The 18,934-nt window shown below is 44.5% G+C and carries 23 protein-coding genes, 1 pseudogene and 1 riboswitch; of the genes and pseudogenes, 14 read left to right on the plus strand and 10 right to left on the minus strand.

All coding sequences use genetic code 11. The features are described 5' to 3' along the window. Positions 1 to 48: 48 nt before the first annotated feature. The 5 genes and pseudogenes from GYO_RS44290 to GYO_RS24790 form a co-directional block, all read right to left on the minus strand. Positions 49 to 172, minus strand: a pseudogene (locus GYO_RS44290) (hypothetical protein); the annotation flags it as partial. A gap of 83 nt (positions 173 to 255) precedes the next feature. Next, positions 256 to 522 (minus strand): hypothetical protein, encoded by a 267-nt coding sequence (locus GYO_RS24775; protein WP_041521127.1) that lies wholly within the window; start codon positions 520 to 522, stop codon positions 256 to 258. A gap of 102 nt (positions 523 to 624) precedes the next feature. Further along, entirely contained in the window at positions 625 to 1,902 is a 1,278-nt protein-coding gene (locus GYO_RS24780) for an Nramp family divalent metal transporter (protein WP_041520860.1), read from the minus strand. 228 nt (positions 1,903 to 2,130) lie between these two features. Next, a complete protein-coding gene (locus GYO_RS24785; protein ID WP_014112708.1) occupies positions 2,131 to 2,388 on the minus strand; it encodes a GlsB/YeaQ/YmgE family stress response membrane protein in 258 nt (85 codons plus the stop codon). Between the two features lie 77 nt (positions 2,389 to 2,465). Then, positions 2,466 to 2,918, minus strand: a complete 453-nt coding sequence (locus tag GYO_RS24790) for a DUF2188 domain-containing protein (protein WP_014112709.1) — start codon at positions 2,916 to 2,918, stop codon at positions 2,466 to 2,468. Between the two features lie 117 nt (positions 2,919 to 3,035). Between GYO_RS24790 and GYO_RS24795 the strand changes: the two genes are divergently transcribed. The 4 genes from GYO_RS24795 (at position 3,036) to GYO_RS24810 (ending at position 5,184) form a co-directional block, all read left to right on the plus strand. Beyond that, positions 3,036 to 3,854, plus strand: coding sequence for an EcsC family protein (locus tag GYO_RS24795; RefSeq protein ID WP_014112710.1), 819 nt, complete (start codon positions 3,036 to 3,038; stop codon positions 3,852 to 3,854). 128 nt (positions 3,855 to 3,982) lie between these two features. Then, entirely contained in the window at positions 3,983 to 4,354 is a 372-nt protein-coding gene (gsiB, locus tag GYO_RS24800; RefSeq protein ID WP_014112711.1) for a glucose starvation-inducible protein GsiB, read from the plus strand. Between the two features lie 135 nt (positions 4,355 to 4,489). Beyond that, the gene (locus GYO_RS24805) at positions 4,490 to 4,816 is read left to right on the plus strand and encodes a cupin domain-containing protein (RefSeq protein ID WP_014112712.1); all 327 of its coding nucleotides are present in this window, start codon (positions 4,490 to 4,492) and stop codon (positions 4,814 to 4,816) included. Between the two features lie 8 nt (positions 4,817 to 4,824). Continuing rightward, entirely contained in the window at positions 4,825 to 5,184 is a 360-nt protein-coding gene (locus GYO_RS24810; protein WP_014112713.1) for a YdbC family protein, read from the plus strand. A 36-nt stretch (positions 5,185 to 5,220) separates the two neighbouring features. On the opposite strand, the gene GYO_RS24815 is transcribed toward GYO_RS24810, so the two are convergent. Next, positions 5,221 to 6,042 carry a manganese catalase gene (locus GYO_RS24815; RefSeq protein ID WP_014112714.1) on the minus strand — a complete coding sequence of 274 codons (822 nt, stop codon included), beginning with the start codon at positions 6,040 to 6,042 and terminating at the stop codon, positions 5,221 to 5,223. Positions 6,043 to 6,127: 85 nt separating this feature from the next. Then, positions 6,128 to 7,180 (minus strand): C4-dicarboxylate TRAP transporter substrate-binding protein DctB, encoded by a 1,053-nt coding sequence (gene dctB, locus GYO_RS24820; protein WP_014112715.1) that lies wholly within the window; start codon positions 7,178 to 7,180, stop codon positions 6,128 to 6,130. 69 nt (positions 7,181 to 7,249) lie between these two features. Between dctB and dctS the strand changes: the two genes are divergently transcribed. From dctS to GYO_RS24865, 9 genes are all read left to right on the plus strand, one after another. Then, positions 7,250 to 8,857, plus strand: a complete 1,608-nt coding sequence (dctS, locus tag GYO_RS24825) for a two-component system sensor histidine kinase DctS (protein ID WP_014112716.1) — start codon at positions 7,250 to 7,252, stop codon at positions 8,855 to 8,857. Continuing rightward, complete coding sequence (gene dctR, locus GYO_RS24830; RefSeq protein ID WP_014112717.1) at positions 8,847 to 9,527, plus strand: two-component system response regulator DctR; 681 nt, start codon at positions 8,847 to 8,849, stop codon at positions 9,525 to 9,527. Before dctS ends, dctR begins: the two co-directional genes overlap by 11 nt. Positions 9,528 to 9,647: 120 nt before the next feature. Next, complete coding sequence (gene dctP / locus GYO_RS24835; protein WP_003225140.1) at positions 9,648 to 10,913, plus strand: C4-dicarboxylate transporter DctP; 1,266 nt, start codon at positions 9,648 to 9,650, stop codon at positions 10,911 to 10,913. 149 nt (positions 10,914 to 11,062) lie between these two features. Beyond that, positions 11,063 to 12,115: an AI-2E family transporter gene (locus GYO_RS24840; RefSeq protein ID WP_014112718.1), complete on the plus strand. Its 1,053-nt coding sequence runs from the start codon at positions 11,063 to 11,065 to the stop codon at positions 12,113 to 12,115. Between the two features lie 48 nt (positions 12,116 to 12,163). After that, positions 12,164 to 12,294, plus strand: a riboswitch (cyclic di-AMP (ydaO/yuaA leader). 73 nt (positions 12,295 to 12,367) lie between these two features. Continuing rightward, the gene (locus tag GYO_RS24845; protein WP_014112719.1) at positions 12,368 to 13,606 is read left to right on the plus strand and encodes a dicarboxylate/amino acid:cation symporter; all 1,239 of its coding nucleotides are present in this window, start codon (positions 12,368 to 12,370) and stop codon (positions 13,604 to 13,606) included. 91 nt (positions 13,607 to 13,697) lie between these two features. Further along, positions 13,698 to 14,624, plus strand: coding sequence for an ABC transporter ATP-binding protein (locus tag GYO_RS24850; RefSeq protein ID WP_014112720.1), 927 nt, complete (start codon positions 13,698 to 13,700; stop codon positions 14,622 to 14,624). A gap of 19 nt (positions 14,625 to 14,643) precedes the next feature. Further along, positions 14,644 to 15,384 carry a DUF2705 family protein gene (locus GYO_RS24855; protein ID WP_236827570.1) on the plus strand — a complete coding sequence of 247 codons (741 nt, stop codon included), beginning with the start codon at positions 14,644 to 14,646 and terminating at the stop codon, positions 15,382 to 15,384. A gap of 94 nt (positions 15,385 to 15,478) precedes the next feature. Further along, positions 15,479 to 15,814 carry a hypothetical protein gene (locus GYO_RS24860; protein ID WP_014112722.1) on the plus strand — a complete coding sequence of 112 codons (336 nt, stop codon included), beginning with the start codon at positions 15,479 to 15,481 and terminating at the stop codon, positions 15,812 to 15,814. A gap of 129 nt (positions 15,815 to 15,943) precedes the next feature. Beyond that, positions 15,944 to 17,089: an acyl-CoA dehydrogenase family protein gene (locus GYO_RS24865; RefSeq protein WP_014112723.1), complete on the plus strand. Its 1,146-nt coding sequence runs from the start codon at positions 15,944 to 15,946 to the stop codon at positions 17,087 to 17,089. Between the two features lie 24 nt (positions 17,090 to 17,113). Here the strand turns inward: GYO_RS24865 and fbpB are convergent, their stop codons facing one another. After that, positions 17,114 to 17,293: a Fur-regulated basic protein FbpB gene (fbpB, locus tag GYO_RS24870; RefSeq protein ID WP_072565771.1), complete on the minus strand. Its 180-nt coding sequence runs from the start codon at positions 17,291 to 17,293 to the stop codon at positions 17,114 to 17,116. Beyond that, a complete protein-coding gene (locus tag GYO_RS24875) occupies positions 17,247 to 17,411 on the minus strand; it encodes a Fur-regulated basic protein FbpA (RefSeq protein ID WP_003225157.1) in 165 nt (54 codons plus the stop codon). Before GYO_RS24875 ends, fbpB begins: the two co-directional genes overlap by 47 nt. Before the next feature lie 245 nt (positions 17,412 to 17,656). Between GYO_RS24875 and GYO_RS24880 the strand changes: the two genes are divergently transcribed. Beyond that, complete coding sequence (locus GYO_RS24880) at positions 17,657 to 18,529, plus strand: cation diffusion facilitator family transporter (protein ID WP_014112724.1); 873 nt, start codon at positions 17,657 to 17,659, stop codon at positions 18,527 to 18,529. Positions 18,530 to 18,543: 14 nt separating this feature from the next. Here the strand turns inward: GYO_RS24880 and GYO_RS24885 are convergent, their stop codons facing one another. Continuing rightward, positions 18,544 to 18,864 (minus strand): thioredoxin family protein, encoded by a 321-nt coding sequence (locus GYO_RS24885; RefSeq protein WP_003225161.1) that lies wholly within the window; start codon positions 18,862 to 18,864, stop codon positions 18,544 to 18,546. Positions 18,865 to 18,934 lie beyond the last annotated feature (70 nt).

The raw sequence follows: 18,934 nt of genomic DNA on the forward strand, positions 1-18,934 counted from the left end.
AAATGTATTTTTTAGTTATCATAACATTACATTGCAAATAAAGGAGGAAAGTATGTTTGAATCCATAAAATTAGTGGTGTACTTATTAGGATCAACAGGAATGATTTATGCAGCCTGTCATGATTTTCGCCATGCTCAAAACGGACAAAAGGACAAATGCATCTTCTTTCAAAGCAAAAAGATCAGCGCATTTGTCCTTTTATGTTTCGTATGTTTATTCTTTTCAAATCTTGCAGAGTTCTCTTCTTTATAAGTTTATTTCTCTTTTTTCTTAAGCCCGAAAAAGAAAGGAAAAGCAGAACCAACCAAGAAGGTGCCGAATAAAAACATTCCGCCGATAAACACGTGAAAATTCGTGTGTCCGGCCGTAAACGCGGTGATCAAGGAAATGATACTGAGCACGATCATGGCAATGCCAGGCGCGACTCTCATTTTTCCTTTGGATTTATAGGCAACAACAGAACATAAAATTCCGATTACAATAGGAACAATCCACAAATAAAACAGAATAAATACTGACATCATCAAAACTCCGATTTTTTCTTCTATCATAACAAATTTCTGTCAAAAAGGGTATCAATGAGCTTTTGCGAAAAATCAAAACCGGCTTAGCAGCCGGTTTTTTTAACGAAACGTATCAACAATTAAAAATACATTCAAAGCAACGATCAATACAGCAATCAGCCAAGAAACCACTGTGACCCATTTGGCGTTGATCAGTGACCCCATAATCCGTTTATTGCTTGTAAACATAATAAGCGGGATTAAGGCAAAGGCGATGCCGAAGGACAGCACGACCTGGCTCAGTACGAGAGCGGTTGTCGGATTGACGCCTGATGCGATGATCAAGATCGGCGGAATAATCGTGATAAACCGCCGTACATACAGCGGGATGCGATAGTTGATAAATCCCTGCATGATCACGTCGCCTGAAAGTGTGCCGACTGACGAACTGGATAGTCCGGCAACGAGCAGCCCGATTCCGAATAAAGCCGCTGACACAGGGCTGACAAGATGTCCGAATTGTTGATATGCGACATCGAGATCCTCGACAAACAGGCCGTTTTTGAAGAATAATGCAGCAGCCACAATCAGCATACTTGCATTAATAGCTCCTGCAATCAGCATCGCTATTAAAATATCAATAAATTCAAATCTGAAGATTTTTTTCCGTTCAGTATCAGTTTTGCCAACAACCCGCCGCTGTGTAAGGGCAGAGTGTAAATAAATGGCGTGCGGCATAACGGTTGCGCCGAGAATACCCGCTGCAAGAAGCACACTGTCAGTGCCATGAAACGCCGGGACAAAAAGGCCCTTCATCACTGACGCGGCATCAGGCTTTGCGAAAAAGGTCTGCAACGCAAAGGCGATCACCACTACAAATAGCATACCGGCAATGCCGGCTTCAAGTGAGCGATAACCGCGGCGCTGAAGCTCCAATATCGCGAAAGAACCGATCGCCGCTATAATAGACGCTTCAAGCATCGGGATGCCAAACAGCAAATACAGTCCCAGAGCCGCCCCGATAAATTCCGCCAGATCAGTTGCGATAATGACCAGCTCGCCCTGAATCCATAATCCAATGGAGACGGGTTTTGGAAATTCTTCGCGGGCAACCTCAGGCAGATTTTTGCCTGTGGCAATACCGAGTTTGGCGGATAGTGATTGGATTAAAAGCGCCATGATATTCGAAAATAAAATCACCCATAGCAACATATATCCGTATTTAGAACCCGCCGATATATTCGTTGCGAAATTGCCGGGATCAATATAGGCGATGGCTGCTATAAATGCTGGGCCCAGAAAAGGAAGCAGCCCTCTGAATCCTCTGATTTTCCCGTCAAGCGCATCTTGGACTGCTTTGGAACGGGGAGATTGTGCTGTGATGTCCTTGTTCATCATGTCTCACCTGAATTCTGATTGTTTTTGCCGAACAACAAAGAGTTTCCTTAAGGCAAATTATTTTATCTACATCATATGACCATCCCGGTTTATTGTCAACCGAAAATGTTCAAAGTACATTCATAAATTTTTCCCTGTTATGTAACATGATATGTAGGGATTCGGATAAGGTCCCATATAAAAAGACATCGTTTCAGTTCGAAACGATGCCTCCTGTATGAAATGAGTCTAGGCTTCCTTACGCAGCCCGCGGAATACGAGGCCCAGCAAGAACACGAAGATGGCAGCCCCGATGATGGCTGGGAAAATAGCAAAGCCAGCGAGGCTCGGTCCCCAAGTGCCAAGGAGTCCGTGTCCGATCCAAGCACCGATCAGCCCGGCAATCATAGAACCGAAAATTCCTCCCGGCATCCGGTTTCCTACGATGGCGCTTCCGATTAATCCGATTACGATCGCAACAACTAATGAAACCAAAAAGCTAATCATAATACTCACCTCTCATAAATGATTTATCAATCAATAACCGCTTATGCCAAACCTGAAACACCGAAAAGCATATCGCTTTATGATTCTGCTTTAATTTTTCTCTGCACGCTGCCGTCAGCCAAATGAACAATCACCTCAGTGCCTTTATGTGCTGCAATTTCCTTTGCCCGTTCAATCGCATCTTTCTTTGTATCTTTGATCTCAGAGACACGTTTGGCACCCTCGGCTTTGACCGCCCAGCCGTTTTTATGCTTGATGACATGCTCAGCTTTATCCATAAGCTCTGGGCCGTTGCCACTGCTTGAATCTTCATCGCGTTCTGTCTCATCATCATGCTTGAGGAAATCATCAATTTCTTCTTTAGAGGCGTTTTCCGCCCATTCCTTTGCTTTGCTTGTCGCAATCGGAATCGCGCGTCCGTCCTCATAGCCCTCATCAATCATCGCATTCGCAATTTCAATTGCTTTTTTCTGTACCGGCTTCTCAAGATTTCTTAATGAAGCGGGATAATCCTTCATCGACCAAGGCATGTCCATCACTCCTTTTCCTTTTATAAAAATGGTACCCGCAGGTGAAAAATAAAAACGTTTTCGAGAAAATGAAGGTATACTATATAGTAGAAAAAACGGAAGGGAAGTGCGAGTTGGGTGACACCTGAACTTAAAGAAGACTTACATCAGCAATTAAAAGAAATAGAAAAATGGGAAAAAGATCAGCAAAAAGTCTGGTTTTGGGAAAAGCTCAGCCGTCTCCCGTTTCAGCTGCTGGACAAGCTGACGCCGGAATTCATTCAGAAAAAGATCGGCAAGCTTTTGGATGAGGTCGGCAGCTTTGTTCAAACAGGAGGACAGTATCTGACATCGGAAAAACAGATTATCAAAACGTTTCAAAAGAAGCTGCCGGAGCAAACCTTTGAGTCTTTGGAGGACGTCCGAAAAGCGCCTCTGCCTGTCATGGATGAAATTGCGGAAGGAATGGGCAAAAACAGAATCAACACGGCAACCGTACAAGGCGCGACAACGGGTGTGGGCGGTGTGTTTACGCTGGCGGCAGACATTCCGGCCGTGCTTGGTCTGTCGTTAAAAACGCTGCAGGATATCGCTGTTGCTTACGGCTATGACCCAAAGGAGAAAAAAGAGCGTGTCTTCATCGTAAAATGTTTGCAGCTGACATCGGCTGATGTTGTCGGCAAAAAATCGATTTTGCAAGAATTAAAAGACTATGATCAAGATCGTACATATAAGAATGTCGCTTCTCAAATCCAAGGCTGGCGTGAAGTCGTATTAGGATATCGCGACACGTTTGGCTGGAAAAAGCTTTTTCAACTAGTGCCGGTCGCGGGAATGGTCTTTGGCGCGGCAGCCAATCGCTCAACATTAAACGACATTACCGAAACGGGCATGATGCTGTATAAAAAGAGGCGCATTCTTGAGCGGCTGAAAGAAACAGAACAAGAGATGGAATAGAAGAAAGCAGACGGACAACGCGCTCCGCCTGCTTTTTTTAGTGGAAACACACCCAATGTGCTTTGTTTGTTTAAAAGAATTGATAGCGGGAAAACAACAACCAACACCAATTAAAGGAGGAATTCAAAATGGCAGACGATAACAAAATGAGCAGAGAAGAAGCAGGTAGAAAAGGCGGAGAAACAACAAGCAAAAACCATGATAAAGAATTCTATCAAGAGATTGGCAAAAAAGGCGGAGAAGCCACTAGCGAAAACCATGACAAAGAATTCTATCAAGAAATCGGCGAAAAAGGCGGAGAAGCCACTAGCCAAAACCATGACAAAGAGTTCTACCAAGAAATCGGCGAAAAAGGCGGAGAAGCCACTAGCGAAAATCATGACAAAGAATTCTATCAAGAAATCGGCCGTAAAGGCGGAGAGGCAACAAGCAAAAATCACGATAAAGAATTCTATCAAGAAATTGGCTCAAAAGGCGGAAACGCCCGCAACAACGACTAATCAAAAGCATAAAGGCAGACAACCTGTAGATAAAAAGCGATCCGGCACATCAGCTGGATCGCTTTTTTATTTTAGGAATTTTCTCAATTTATGCCGGTATTACGATACAATAAGTGAAAAAAGGGGTTTTCGCTAATGTCCGAGATGCAAAATTTGCTCGCCATCGCCAATGAAGTCAAAGAAAAATACGCCAATTTTCCAATCTCAGAGGTCAACGACCACTGTGTGCGCCTCGCTGTGTTTACAGGAGAATATGACTGGCACCATCACCCCGACTCAGATGAATTATTCATTGTTCTTGAAGGTGAACTGCTGATCGATTTTAAGGACAAAGAAACCGCGGTACTCAAAGCAAATGACAGCCTGCTGATCCCAAAAGGAACGATTCACCGCACGCGCTCTTACGTCAGAACGGTGAATCTCTGTGTCGAGCATACACAAGCGAAAACAGTCATCATATAGGAATTGCCATGCTAATCAAAAGGATTGTATGTGAAGTAGACGCTGCAAACACTGAAGCATTTTCAAAAGCGCAGTCACAGTGGGGAGCATTATCACATGTAAGTGGCTTCATCAAACAGGCCGGCGGCTGGCGGAAAACAGCAGATGGGCTGTTCACCGCAGAAATCATCAGCGTTTGGGAGAACAGAGCTGCCTATGATCATTTTATGGAGAACGAACATGACAGCATATACGAGGAAAATGAACAGAAGGCAATGATTCTTTCGATAGAAGTGAAGCTGTACGAAGAGGGTGAACCGTTCATTCACGATCTGTTACATAACTCTGACATCCGGCACGAACCAGACTGGACGGTTCTGAAGGCATAATGAAAGCCCAAAACATCATGTTTTGGGCTTGTGTCTTTACTCGCGTCCCGGAAGCGTATCATGAACAAAAGGCGGTGCTGGTTTTAATTCCGGTTTTTCTCCAAAAGCTTTAGCTTCTTTCACATATTCAAAGGCTTCTCCATCCGGCGCTTTTTCGTTCAGCCAGGTTTGTTCGGCGCTTTCCTCGCCTTCAGAGAAATTGATAAGCTGATGCGAGAACTCTTGTTTTTCAAGTGCTTTCGGGAAGGTCCCCGGCACAATCGGGCCTTCTTGTGCTTCTAATTCTTTAATAGCGGCGAGCCATTGGTTTTGGTGCATCGTGTCACGCGCCAGCAGGAAGCTGAGCATATCTTTAACGCCTTTGTCATCCGTCATTTCAAACAGGCGTGCAACCTGCAGACGGCCTTGTGATTCCGCATTCAGATTGGCGCGGAAGTCTGCCAGCAGGTTTCCGCTTGCTACGATATAGCCGCCGCTCCAAGGTACGCCTGTACTGCTTTCCGGCATGGCGCCAAGTCCTGATACAATTGCATGGTGAGGGTTCATGCCGCCCAGGATGGAGCCGATGACCGGATCTTCAGCGGCTTTTTCCTGCTGATCAAGCGGGGCATCCTCAAGAAGTCTCGCAATCATCGTAGCGATCATTTCAACATGCCCGAGTTCCTCAGTTGCCGTATCCATCAGCAAATCCTTGTATTTTTCATTTCCTCTTGTATTCCAGCCTTGAAATAAGTATTGCATGGCAACAGAAATTTCTCCGAATTGCCCGCCTAAAATTTCTTGCATTTTTTTAGCGAATAATGGATCTGGACGATCTGGTTTAGCAGGATGCTGCAGCTTTTTCGTATGCTTAAACATGTTTCCATCTCCTTTTTTCGTTTATCTCTATTTATATTTCCGATCAATTGAAAGATAAACGAAAAACAGCGTATCGAGATGGGGATTACGAATCCTCTCGCAGCTCTAAAAGCTCCTGTATCAGCTTCCGGCCGAAGATGGGCTCGTACTGCCGGTAAACAGGATCAAGGCGCTTCATCCATTCTTTTTTCTCTTTATCTGACAGCTCGTAGATTTTAATAGATGAATGTTTTTGGATTTCTTCCAGCTGCTCCTTGTTCATTTCTTCGGCATACGTTTCGTTCCACTCCGTCGTTTCCTTCATCGCTTCAGTCAAAATGCGCCTTGTTTCCGATGTTTGCGCGTTCCAGAAATGCTCATCAGTCATGACAGCGTAACCGAGATAACCGTGGCTGCTTATTGTCAAATAGTCCTGAACATTATAAAATTTTTTAGAATAGATGTTTGAGATTGTATTTTCTTCGCCATCGACTACATTGTTTTCTAACAGCTGAAAGGTAGAATTGAAGGATTCCTGATGAGGTGTTGCGCCAAGCAGCTTGAACTGATCCTCTATCACATCGCTTTGCATAATGCGGAGATCTTGTCCTTTTAAATCATCCGGGTCTTTGACCGGTCCTTGATTTGTCGTGATTTGCTTAAAGCCGTTTGTCCAATAGGCGAGTCCTTTTAATTGATTTTTCTTTAGAGAATCAAACAGCTGTGTGCCGATGCTGCCGTTCAGCCCTTTTTTGACAGCATCGTAATTTGTAAATGCATACGGAAGATCCAGCACGCCCCATTCAGGCGAGAGCATGCCGAGCTTCGATGTGGAGGGGGCGATAAATTGAACGTCGCCGTTTTGCAATGCTTCAATTTCTTCGATGTCCGAATACAGGCTACCATTCGGGAACACTTCAATTTTTATTTTTCCGCCTGATTTTTCGTTCACCAGCTCGGCGAATTTATTGGCGGCCAGCCCTTTCGGCGTATTTTCGGCAACCACATGGCTGAATTTAAACACGATTTGATCCTGTAAGCCTTCCTGGTCGTCATCATAAACAATCTCTTCACTGCCGGTATGATCATGGAATCCGATAAATAAAGCGGTTGCAATTCCGGCGATCATCAGTGCGAGACATGCAAGGAAACTCTTCATGAAAACCCCTCCCCTTCATTAAGGATAGTGGGGACAATGCCATTCGTAAAGACCTGAAAGGAGAAGCTGATGAACAAAAAGAAGCTCTCAATCCGTTGGAAAATCACGATCTTATCCTATATACTCGTCATTTTCTCCTTTTTGATCGGCGGCATTGTGCTCATTGGCAATATCCAGCATACAGAGGAGCGGGAGCTGAAAAAACGTTTGATGAATACGGCCCGGACGGTGTCAGAGATGACAGAAGTGAAAGAGGCCTTGGCGAGAAACAAACAAACAGAAGCGGTTCGCCATGCGGTTGAAGAAATCAGGATGATTAATGAAGCAGACTATATTGTCGTCATGGATATGAATCACATCCGATATACGCATCCTGTCAGCACAAGCATCGGCAAGAAATCTGAGGGTGCAGACGAGGAGGCGGCGTTTGCGGAGCACATTTATTTCTCAGAAGCAAAGGGTGAGATCGGCACGGCGGTCCGGGCTTTTTATCCGGTGAAGGATCATGATCTGAACCAGATTGGCGTGGTGCTTGTCGGGAAAACACTGCCGGGGATCGCAGACATCCTGCTTCATTTAAAGCGAGATATTACATTCATCGTTGTGCTGACACTAGGCTTCGGCCTTGCAGGGTCCTTTCTGCTGGCGCGCCATATCAAAAAACAAATGTTTCAGCTTGAGCCACATGAGATTGTCCGAATGTATGAAGAACGGACAGCGACGTTTCACTCAATGAATGAAGGCGTAATTGCCATTGACAATCGGCTCATCATTACAATTTTCAATGAAAAAGCGAAACAGATCTTTGAGGTGCAGGGGAATTTGGTCGGGAAGGTGATTTGGGACGTTCTCAAGGATTCGCGCCTGCCCGAAATCGTGGAGCGGAACAAAGCGGTTTATAATGAAGAAATTCGCGTCAGCGGAAAGGTCATCATGAGCAGCAGAATTCCGATTGTCATGAAGAAAAAAGTCATCGGCGCCGTCGCTATTTTTCAGGACAGAACGGAAGCCGCCAAGATGGCAGAGGAATTGACGGGCGTCAAAAACTTTGTGGAGGCGCTCCGCGTTCAAAACCATGAGCATATGAATAAGCTGCATACAATCGCCGGCCTCATCCAGCTGGGGAAATCTGAAAAAGCCTTGCAGCTTGCATTCCAGGCATCAACTGAGCAGGAAAATGTGACTGAATTTCTGCACCGCTCGATTCAAAATGACGCCGCGGCGGGCCTTCTATTAAGTAAAATCAGAAGAGGAAGGGAGCTCGGCATTGCTGTTCATATTGATGAAAACAGCAGCCTTCAGCAATTTCCCGAGCATGTTGATCAGCATGATATCGTCGTGCTTTTGGGGAATCTGATTGAAAATGCCTTCGGTTCATTTGAAACCGTTCAATCTGATGATAAACGAATTGACATCAGCATCGAACAAACGGATGATATCCTTGCTATTTTAATAGAAGATAACGGGTGCGGGATTGAACCGACACACATGCCGCACCTTTACGACAAAGGATTTACGGTCAATAAAACAGGCGGCACAGGCTATGGCCTGTATTTAGTAAAACAAATCACAGACAAAGGATCGGGCACGATAGAAGTTGATTCACACGCGGGACAGGGAACATCTTTTTCTATCGTTTTTCCAATGAAGGGGGAGGAAGCACAGCATGACTCGTAAGGAATGGAAGGTTCTGCTCATTGAAGACGATCCGATGGTTCAAGAGGTAAACAAGGATTTCATCACAACTGTCAAGGGCTTTACTGTCTGTGCAACAGCGGGAAACGGAGAAGAAGGCATTAAGCTGATTAAAGAAAAACAGCCCGACCTCGTCATTCTCGATGTGTACATGCCGAAAAAAGACGGAATCAAAACCTTGCAGGAGATCAGAAAGCAAAAACTTGAAGTGGATGTCATCGTCGTCTCCGCTGCAAAAGACAAAGAAACGATCTCTCTTATGCTACAAAATGGAGCGGCTGACTATATCTTAAAACCGTTTAAGCTTGAGCGAATGAGACAGGCACTTGAAAAGTACAAGCAATATAAACAAAAAATAGAAGCGAGCGATACGCTGTCCCAGGAACAGCTCGATGCGATCCTGAATATTCCGCAGCAGGCCGTACAGGATTTGCCGAAAGGGCTGAATCATTTCACGATGAATGAAGTTACTGCTTTTTTGAAACAGCAAACTGCATCTCTTTCTGCGGAAGAGGTCGCCAAGGCGCTCGGCATCGCCAGAGTGACAGCTAGACGATACCTTGATTATCTTGAAAAAACCGGAACCATTAAATTGGACGTTCAATACGGCGGAGTCGGCAGGCCCGTCAACCGCTACGTGTTTAAAGGATAAATTTGAGACCAAAAAGACCAAAATGTCCGTTATGATCATAAACTTCCCCAGACTGTATGAAAACGCTATCATTCTAGTAAGAAAGACACAAAGGTGAATAGGACAGGGGGAATGCAGGATATGAAACTGTTTAAAAATTTAACAGTTCAGGTCATAACTGCGGTCATCATTGGGGTCATTGTCGGACTGGTCTGGCCGGATGTCGGCAAAGAAATGAAGCCGCTTGGCGATACATTTATCAACGCTGTTAAAATGGTGATCGCCCCAATCATTTTCTTCACAATCGTTCTCGGGATTGCAAAAATGGGCGATATGAAGAAGGTTGGAAAAGTAGGGGGAAAAGCGTTTATTTATTTCGAGGTTGTCACTACCCTCGCACTCATTATCGGTTTATTTGTCGTCAATATCATGAAGCCGGGCGCGGGTCTTGATTACAGCAAGCTTGAAAAGGGAGATGTATCACAATACACGCAAAATGGCGGTCAGGGAATCGACTGGATTGAATTTATCACACACATTGTTCCGTCCAACATGGTTGATGCCTTCGCAAAAGGGGACATTTTGCAGGTCTTATTCTTTTCTATTCTTTTCGGAGTCGGTCTTGCAGCATTAGGTGAAAAGGGGAAAAGCGTGATTGATTTCTTCGACAAGATTTCTCACGTCTTTTTCAAAATCATCGGCTACATCATGCGTGCCGCGCCAATCGGGGCATTCGGGGCGATGGCGTATACGATCGGGCATTTCGGTCTCGATTCCATCAAGCCTCTGGCAAGCTTAATGATGTCTGTTTATATTACGATGTTCCTGTTCGTGTTTGTTGCTTTAAATCTCATCTGCAAGCTTTACGGATTCAGCCTGTGGAATTACCTGCGCTTCATTAAAGATGAGCTTCTGATCGTGCTTGGCACAAGCTCTTCAGAATCGGTGCTTCCGCGAATGATGGATAAAATGGAGCGCTACGGCTGTTCGAAATCGGTTGTCGGGCTTGTTATTCCGACGGGCTATTCATTTAACCTTGACGGCACATCCATTTATTTATCAATGGCGACGGTTTTTCTGGCACAGGTGTTTGGAGTAGACCTCAGCATCGGCCAGCAAATTACAATTATCCTCGTTCTGATGCTGACATCGAAGGGAGCAGCCGGTGTGACGGGAAGCGGATTTATCGTCCTTGCCTCAACACTGTCAGCGCTTCAGGTCATTCCGCTGGAGGGTCTTGCACTCCTGCTTGGGGTCGATCGTTTTATGAGTGAAGGAAGAGCGATTGTGAACCTGATCGGAAACGGAATAGCCACGATTATTGTTGCAAAAAGCGAAAATGAATTCGATGAAGCAAAAAGCATAGAGGCTGTTGAAGGCATGAAAAAAATGAAAACAGCAGTCTGAAAAAAAGAACGGCCCATCCATGGGGCCGTTTTTTTAATTGTTTAAGAATAATTAAGGTGAGGACAGAGACCTCAGCATTTTTTTGTTATATAATTTACAAATGGATACTATATTGAATGAAGGACGTTTGTCCTAACAGGAGTGTATAAATGGCCGCTTTAGTTAAATTTTTTCAGCACCCGGGAGTAAGGCGTTTTTCCGTCTTTGTCGTGTTAACTGGTGTGTTATACCTATTTAAGAGCATGATCAACTTAATATTGCTGACTTTCATTTTCACATTTCTTATGGATCGTTTGGAGCTTGTCGTACGGCAGTTTTTAAGCCAGTTCTTCCATGTGAGCCAGCGGGTGGTCATTACGTTTCTTTACATGTTGCTGGCTGTGCTGCTTACAGTCGGGGGGTTTGTATTTTATCCTGTCGTCGCGGCGCAGATTCAGCAGCTGGTAAAGCAGATTAAACATATTGCGTATCACCCGGACACCATCCCTTTCTTTGATGAGATCACCAGTGTTTTCGGAGATATTAATGTCAGTTCATATGTCAAAGAGGGTTTCAATGTGGTGTATACGTATCTGGCAGATATCAGCACATTCGGCTTGCAGATCGTAATGGCGCTCATTCTCAGCATGTTTTTCTTATTTGAGAAAAAACGGCTTTCTGAATTCATGGCTAAATTTAAAACGAGCAAACTGGCGGTCTTTTATGAGGAAATTGCTTTTTTCGGAAGCAAATTTGCAAGAACGTTCGGCAAGGTGCTTGAGGCTCAATTCATCATTGCGCTCGTCAACTGTATTCTGACGTTTATCGCGCTTTGGATTATGCATTTCCCGCAGCTGTTTGGGCTTTCTATTATGGTGTTCTTCCTTGGATTGATCCCTGTAGCAGGCGTCGTCATTTCTCTGATCCCGCTCAGTATTATCGCTTACAGCACTGGCGGCGGAATGTATGTGCTCTACATTGTGCTTGTCATATTCGCCATACATGCGATCGAAACGTATTTCTTAAATCCGAAGCTGATGTCTGCGAAAACGGAGCTGCCGATCTTTTTCACCTTCACAGTACTCATTTTCTCTGAGCACTTTTTCGGTATTTGGGGTCTAATTATCGGGATTCCGATCTTTGTGTTTCTCCTAGATATTCTTGATGTCACCAACAAGGAAGAAGGACCCAAAAGATTCCAAGAGAAAAGTAACAAAAAATAGTTTACAAAATTGGATCTTTTCTGTATAAATAAACTAAATCATACAATAGTAAGCCACACGCTTAATCCTTTTATAAGGAGTGGGGGACCCAATCTTTTGGGGTTAATTTTTCATCTGAAAAACGGACATCTCTTCGTCCGAACCCGTCAGCTAACCTCATCAGCGTGAAGAGAGAGTCCTGTGGTTTGAAGTTACAGCCAAAGCCCACGGGAGTCTCTCGCGGGCTTTTTTTCAAAAAAGGGAGGAATGCGGATGAAACTGGCTACAAAGATAATCATTGCATTGGTGCTAGGTGCGGTGACGGGGATTATTCTTAACGTAACATCACCTGAATTATTTGAAAATTTAAATAAGTTTGTATTCGGGCCGCTGGGCACCATCTTTTTAAACCTCATTAAAATGCTTGTCGTTCCGATTGTCTTTTTCTCATTGACACTCGGAGTAGCCGGGCTGGGCGATCCTAAGAAGCTTGGCAGAATCGGTGTAAAGGCGATTTCTTATTTTCTCGTCACGACAGCAGTGGCGATTACCATTGCCATCATTTTAGCTCTTGTCATCAAACCGGGAGAGTTTGGAACGTATGATACATCGTCTGCCGAATTCACTGCTGAAAAAGCGCCAAGTATTGCGGACACCCTGTTAAACATTATTCCGACCAACCCTGTGCAAGCGATGACGGAAGGAAATATGCTGCAAATTATCGCTTTTGCCATTTTTGTCGGGCTTGGGATTACAATGCTTGGGAAAAAAGCGGATATGCTTCTCAAAGTTGTTGAACAAGGAAATGAATTGATGATGTACCTGGTGAATCTTGTAATGAAGTTCGCTCCGTATGGTACATTCGGTCTGATTGCGACAGCTATCGGAAGCCAAGGGTTCAGCGCAATGAAAGCGATGGGCTTGTACATGATTGTGGTAACCCTTGCATTACTGATACATGCAGTCGTTACCTACGGATCTACGGTTGCGCTTATAGCCAGAAGAAATCCGATTACGTTCTTTAAAAATTTCTCAGAGGTTATGGTCGTTGCATTCAGTACTTCCAGCAGCAATGCGACCCTGCCTGTATCCATGGATGTGGCCCAGAAAAAATTAAAAGTGCCTGAGCCGATCAGCAGCTTCGTCCAGCCGCTCGGTGCTACAATTAATATGGACGGAACAGCCATCATGCAAGGGGTAGCCACTGTCTTCATTGCGCAGGTATTCGGGCATGATCTGACATTCACTCAGCTGCTGATGGTGATACTGACGGCAGTGTTAGCAAGTGTCGGTACCGCGGGTGTTCCTGGAGTCGGCTTGATTATGCTCGCCATGGTGCTTCAATCTGTCGGCCTGCCTGTCGAGGGAATCGGATTAATTCTTGGAATTGACCGTCTGCTTGATATGCTCCGTACAGTGGTGAACACAACAGGAGACGCGGCCTGCGCCGTCATTATTACAGAAACAGAAAAGAACAAACAGCCTGAGCAAACGCCGACTCTATCGGTTTAACCAAACATTTGGAAGCAACAAATGCTATAATACAAACAGTGCCTAATTTTTGGGCACTGTTTATTTTTTGTCGAAAAAGGAGGAAGGCTTTATGGCTGAGCCGATTTTACATATTGAAGGCCTCGATAAAAAGATTGGGTCTAAACAGATTTTAAAACAGATCAGCATGGACGTCATGGAGGGCGAAATCATCGGCCTGCTCGGTCCTAATGGTTCCGGAAAAACAACACTCATCCGTATCATCGTCGGGTTATTAAAACAAAACAGCGGAAGTGTGACAATCAGCGGATTTCAGCATGATACAGAGTTTGAAAAAGCGATGGAAGCGGTTGGAGCGATCGTCGAAAATCCTGAGTTCTATCCGTACTTGACAGGATGGGAAAACCTCAAGCACTTTTCGAATATGCACAAAAAAATAACGGATGAACGGCTTGATGAAGTAGTGGAACGTGTAGGGCTGACATCAGCAATTCATGATAAGGTGAAAACCTATTCCCTTGGCATGCGCCAGCGTCTTGGTATTGCACAGGCGATTCTTCACCGGCCGAAGCTTCTTATTTTAGATGAACCGACAAACGGTCTTGATCCCGCCGGCATGAAGGATTTTCGCGATCATATTAAGGAGCTCGCAGAAAAGGAAGGAACAGCAGTCCTGTTCGCCACTCACTTATTGCGTGAGGTTGAAGATCTGTGTGACCGTGTCATCATCATTCAAAAAGGCGAGATCAAAGCGGAAGTCAGCTTACATGGAACAGATCAAAAAACAGAAAAAGCGATCATTGAAGTGCAGCCGGAAGAAAAAGCGCTCAATTGGCTGGCAGGCAATCAATATCAAGCAGAGCGGCAAGACGGGGCGATTGTTGTTGAGGTAGCAAAAGAAAACATTCCGGAGCTGAATCGTTCACTTGTCGGACAAGACCTGAATGTCTTTTCCATTACGCCTTATACGCAACCACTTGAAGATGAATTCATAAAAGCGACAACTGTTCATCAAGAGGAGGGAGAAGAGCTTGTCTAAATTAATTTGGAATGAACATATGAAACTTTTTAATCGGAAGGTCACGTTGGTATCTCTTATCCTGATGGCGGTCTTTCAATTTTTCATGGCCTTGATCATTAAACGGATTGTCATCAGTGCCGGAACGGATGAAAACTTCATCGGCTATTTATCGTATACACCGAGTCTGAACATCCTGCTGCAGGCTTTAACGATCGTGATTGCAGCGACAATAGTTTCGATGGAATTTGATAAAAAGACGATCAAATTTTTGCTCATCCGTCCTGTTAAACGCCAAAAGGTTTTTTGGTCAAAATTAATCACAGTCGTAATGGTCAGCTTTTATTTGTATCTGGCATACTACATTTTGGCATTATTATTCGGTCTCGTCTTTTTCGGCACATCCGTGAGCGCGGAATCAAAGACATTGCTGATCAACACCTTAGCGCTGATCGGCTCAAACTGGCTTGAAGCCGTAATGATGGGATTATTCGGGCTGCTTTGTTCTTCACTGTTCCGCAACAGCGCGGTAGCAGTTGTTGTTTCTTTTGTCGTTTTATACGGAGCGAGTACACTTGTCCAGCTCATGAAGCTCTTTGAAAACAAATGGGGCAGCTTTTTGCTTTTTGCCAATACTGACTTTACGCAATACAGAAGCGGAGCAACAGCGTTGTTTTCCGGCATGACACCATTATTTTCAGCAGGGATTATCATCATACATGCCATATTCTTCATCGCCGTTGGCTGGTGGTGCTTCTGTAAACGGGATGTCCGGGTGTAAAGGCAAGGAATGACATTTTTGTGAAAAAGCTCACGTAAATCAATATCATTTGATATTTTGGTTTATACTAAAGGTACTGACGGAGGTGTCTCGATTGAGGAACTTTATTACCGCTTTACCGATTGTATTGCTGCTTGGATTCTCATTTGTGTCATTCATGTTTCAGTTTGAACATCTTGTTTATTTCAGACTCGCGCTTGGGTTGTTCTCTCTCGTGGGGCTGTACATGATATATAAAATGAAGACGGGCGTCCGTTATTTTATCATCTATCTGTATGCCAGCTGGATTGTGCTTGCGGCAGTGACTGCTTTTGAAGAGCCAATCTTCTCGAGCTTTTTCTTTGGCGGCCTGGTGATGACAATGGGTTACCTGACATATATGCTGATTTATCTCGGCATGAAACAAGACCGGGATGCAAATCCTGTGTAAGCGCGCTGTTCCCTTGGGGGAACGGCGTGTTTTTCTATACCGGACAAAAGGTTAACAGTTGCGGAATAATGGCAGGAAATCTATAATACATATTAAATTTATCGGAATTAAAACTTGGGGGGCTGCCGGATGTCATTATTTATACAAAACGATCAACAGCGGCAATGGATGGAGAAAATCGGACGGATTGCGGATGAATTTCAGCAAACAGCAGCTGAAGATGATGAACAAGGACGTTTTCCTGTAGAAAAAATACAAAAACTGCGTGATGCTGGGTATACGGCATTAACATTGCCGGCATCTCATGGAGGAGGAGGCATTTCTGTTTACGATATGCTCCTGTTTCAAGAAAGGCTGGCACGGGGAGATGCTCCGGCAGCACTGAGCATCGGCTGGCATTTGAGCGTAATTGGAGAGCTTGGAGAAGGCAATAGCTGGGATAAAGACGTGTTTGCGTATATTGCAAAGGAAGTTCAAAACGGAGCCGTCATCAACAGGGCGGCGACAGAAGCGAAAACCGGAAGCCCGACAAGAGGAGGGCGTCCCGGTACAAACGCCGTCAAAAAGGATGGCAAATGGGCAGTAAACGGAAGAAAAACCTTTACGACGATGTCACAAGCACTGGATTATTTTTTAGTGACGGCATGGATTGAGGAAAAACAAACAACAGGCGTGTTTCTCGTTCATAAAGATGATCCCGGTTTGTCGATTGAAGAAACGTGGGATATGATCGCGATGCGGGCGACTGGAAGCCATGACCTTGTACTGAATGAGGTAACGCTTGATGAGGAGAAACTGGTGGAATTGCTTCAAGGACCTCGGGGAGCTAAGCCGAATGGCTGGCTGCTTCACATCCCGGCGATTTATCTTGGCATTGCTCAAGCGGCGCGAGACTATGCGGTGCAATTTGCATCTGAGTATTCTCCAAACAGTTTGAAGGGACCGATCAAGAATGTTCCGGCCGTACAGCAAAGAACAGGCGAAATGGAGCTTGAACTGCTCAATGCCAGACATTTTCTTTTCCATATCGCTCAATTATATGACGATCCGGAGCGCCGCCCTCACTTGAGAAGCGAGCTCGGTGCGGCGAAACATATCGTCACAAATGCTGCGCTGTCTATCGTCGATAAAGCGATGAGAATTGTCGGAGCCAAAAGCCTTGAACGAACCAACCCGCTTCAGCGCTATTACCGTGATGTGCGCGCCGGTCTCCATAACCCGCCGATGGATGACGCGGTGATCCAAAAGCTGGCTACGGAAGCGTTTGAGTCATGAAAAAAAGAGCCATCCCGGCTCTTTTTATGTATTGTTTTGCTCTTGCAGATTTTTTTGATGCTTGCGGTCGATCCTGTCATAAATGACGTTCATCAGCTTTGGATTGCCCATAATCGCCTCTTTGTTTTCCTGGATCAGCTGTTGGTAAGTTTTTACTTTACGCTTCGGCATGCTCCGGTGCCCTCCTGACATGTTTGTATTCACTTTCTAACTCCGTTAGCGACAATTCATACAAATGACGCTTTGACTTTTTGTATATACCATTCTGTATTAACAGATGAATGAGCTGTTTTTTTCTGATTTCTGCAGACTGAGGTGTCATTATGTCACCAACCTCCAATCAAACGATATTGATAATCATTATCAATTAACCCCAGTATACAATGTCCACAATAGCCTGTAAAGGTGAAAACAGTCCTATTCTTTCGCAAATTGGCAAACATTCAACAGATCGACAAAAAGTTTCCCGGGCAATAATTTGCTGTCGAAATGTCCCTCTTATGAATGTTGCCGCTCTATTTTTTATGTTTTGAACCATACTATGTAATAGAATGGAGGCTGGTATTCATGGAGCGGACAGAAAATCTGAAAAAAGGAGAAAAAGGAGCGCTCCTCAATATTTTGGCATATGTCATCCTTGCTGTTTTGAAGCTTGTAATCGGGATTTTATATCATTCCGAAGCGCTGAGAGCAGACGGATTAAATAATGGAACAGATATTGTTGCGTCAGTAGCTGTGCTGATTGGATTGCGTATTTCCCAAAGGCCGGCTGACAGCGATCATCCATATGGCCATTATCGGGCTGAAACGATTTCGTCTCTTGTTGCGTCTTTTATTATGATGGTTGTCGGCATTGAGGTGTTAATCGGCGGAGGAAGAGCGATTGCGGGCGGAACAACGGAAACGCCAAGTCTTATCGCTGCATGGACGGCGTTAGGCAGTGCTGTGTTTATGTATGGCATCTATTTATATAACAAAAGGCTGGCAGCGTCCATTAAAAGCTCTGCCCTGATGGCAGCGGCAAAGGACAGTAGGTCAGACGCTTTTGTAAGTGTCGGAGCATTTATCGGTGTGATGTCATCCCAGCTGCAGCTGCCGTGGATCGATCCGGTAACGGCTTTTATCATCGGTATCATCATCTGCAAGACGGCATGGGACATCTTTAAAGACGCTTCACATTCTTTAACAGACGGTTTTCATTTAAAAGATCTTGAGCCTTATAAACAGACCGTCGGCAGGATCGAGAATGTACATCGTCTAAAAGATGTGAAAGCGAGGTATCTAGGAAGCACAGTTCATATCGAAATGGTCATTACGGTTGATCCGAAGCTTACAGTAGAAGAAGGCCATGGAGTGGCGGATGAAGTAGAAGACAAAATAAAACATGAACACGATGTGACTCATGTTCATGTTCATGTAGAGCCTGACGACATAAAATAAGGCTGTTTAACGAATTAGCTTATATGTTCAGATAAAAATTCAGTCACTTCTTCAGGCGTTTTGGCATTGGCGCTGTGAAGGTGAGCTGTTTTTTCACCGTTTTTGAAGATAAGCAAGCTAGGAATACCCATTACTTGGTATTTTTCAGCCAGTTCAGGAAGCTCGTCCTTATTCAGCTCATACCAATCGTTTTGATTGTACTCTTCCAAAATATCGCCGATGAACATATTCATGCGCGTGCAGTCTGGGCACCAATCAGCATAAAACTTTACGATAATTTCTTTATCAGATTGAATCAGTTCGTTAAATTGTTCGTTTGTCGTGATTTTTTTCATATGTCACATCTCCTTTTCAATGCCATTTTAATATAAAATAAAAAGGAATTACATACAAATGCATTCAACA

Origin of the sequence: Bacillus spizizenii TU-B-10 (assembly GCF_000227465.1) — a bacterium.
In the GTDB taxonomy this organism is placed as follows: domain Bacteria; phylum Bacillota; class Bacilli; order Bacillales; family Bacillaceae; genus Bacillus; species Bacillus spizizenii.

Coding starts and splice junctions, on each gene's coding strand:
- dctS (WP_014112716.1), top strand. CDS start 7,250: ATGAACAAAAAGAAGCTCTCAATCCGTTGGAAAATCACGATCTTATCC.
- GYO_RS24805 (WP_014112712.1), top strand. CDS start 4,490: ATGTCCGAGATGCAAAATTTGCTCGCCATCGCCAATGAAGTCAAAGAA.
- GYO_RS24885 (WP_003225161.1), bottom strand. CDS start 18,864: ATGAAAAAAATCACGACAAACGAACAATTTAACGAACTGATTCAATCT.
- GYO_RS24865 (WP_014112723.1), top strand. CDS start 15,944: ATGTCATTATTTATACAAAACGATCAACAGCGGCAATGGATGGAGAAA.
- GYO_RS24855 (WP_236827570.1), top strand. CDS start 14,644: ATGAAACTTTTTAATCGGAAGGTCACGTTGGTATCTCTTATCCTGATG.
- GYO_RS24880 (WP_014112724.1), top strand. CDS start 17,657: ATGGAGCGGACAGAAAATCTGAAAAAAGGAGAAAAAGGAGCGCTCCTC.
- GYO_RS24840 (WP_014112718.1), top strand. CDS start 11,063: ATGGCCGCTTTAGTTAAATTTTTTCAGCACCCGGGAGTAAGGCGTTTT.
- gsiB (WP_014112711.1), top strand. CDS start 3,983: ATGGCAGACGATAACAAAATGAGCAGAGAAGAAGCAGGTAGAAAAGGC.
- GYO_RS24815 (WP_014112714.1), bottom strand. CDS start 6,042: ATGTTTAAGCATACGAAAAAGCTGCAGCATCCTGCTAAACCAGATCGT.
- GYO_RS24850 (WP_014112720.1), top strand. CDS start 13,698: ATGGCTGAGCCGATTTTACATATTGAAGGCCTCGATAAAAAGATTGGG.
- GYO_RS24790 (WP_014112709.1), bottom strand. CDS start 2,918: ATGCCTTGGTCGATGAAGGATTATCCCGCTTCATTAAGAAATCTTGAG.
- GYO_RS24785 (WP_014112708.1), bottom strand. CDS start 2,388: ATGATTAGCTTTTTGGTTTCATTAGTTGTTGCGATCGTAATCGGATTA.
- GYO_RS24780 (WP_041520860.1), bottom strand. CDS start 1,902: ATGATGAACAAGGACATCACAGCACAATCTCCCCGTTCCAAAGCAGTC.
- dctP (WP_003225140.1), top strand. CDS start 9,648: ATGAAACTGTTTAAAAATTTAACAGTTCAGGTCATAACTGCGGTCATC.
- GYO_RS24845 (WP_014112719.1), top strand. CDS start 12,368: ATGAAACTGGCTACAAAGATAATCATTGCATTGGTGCTAGGTGCGGTG.
- GYO_RS24875 (WP_003225157.1), bottom strand. CDS start 17,411: ATGACACCTCAGTCTGCAGAAATCAGAAAAAAACAGCTCATTCATCTG.
- GYO_RS24775 (WP_041521127.1), bottom strand. CDS start 522: ATGTCAGTATTTATTCTGTTTTATTTGTGGATTGTTCCTATTGTAATC.
- GYO_RS24810 (WP_014112713.1), top strand. CDS start 4,825: ATGCTAATCAAAAGGATTGTATGTGAAGTAGACGCTGCAAACACTGAA.
- dctB (WP_014112715.1), bottom strand. CDS start 7,180: ATGAAGAGTTTCCTTGCATGTCTCGCACTGATGATCGCCGGAATTGCA.
- dctR (WP_014112717.1), top strand. CDS start 8,847: ATGACTCGTAAGGAATGGAAGGTTCTGCTCATTGAAGACGATCCGATG.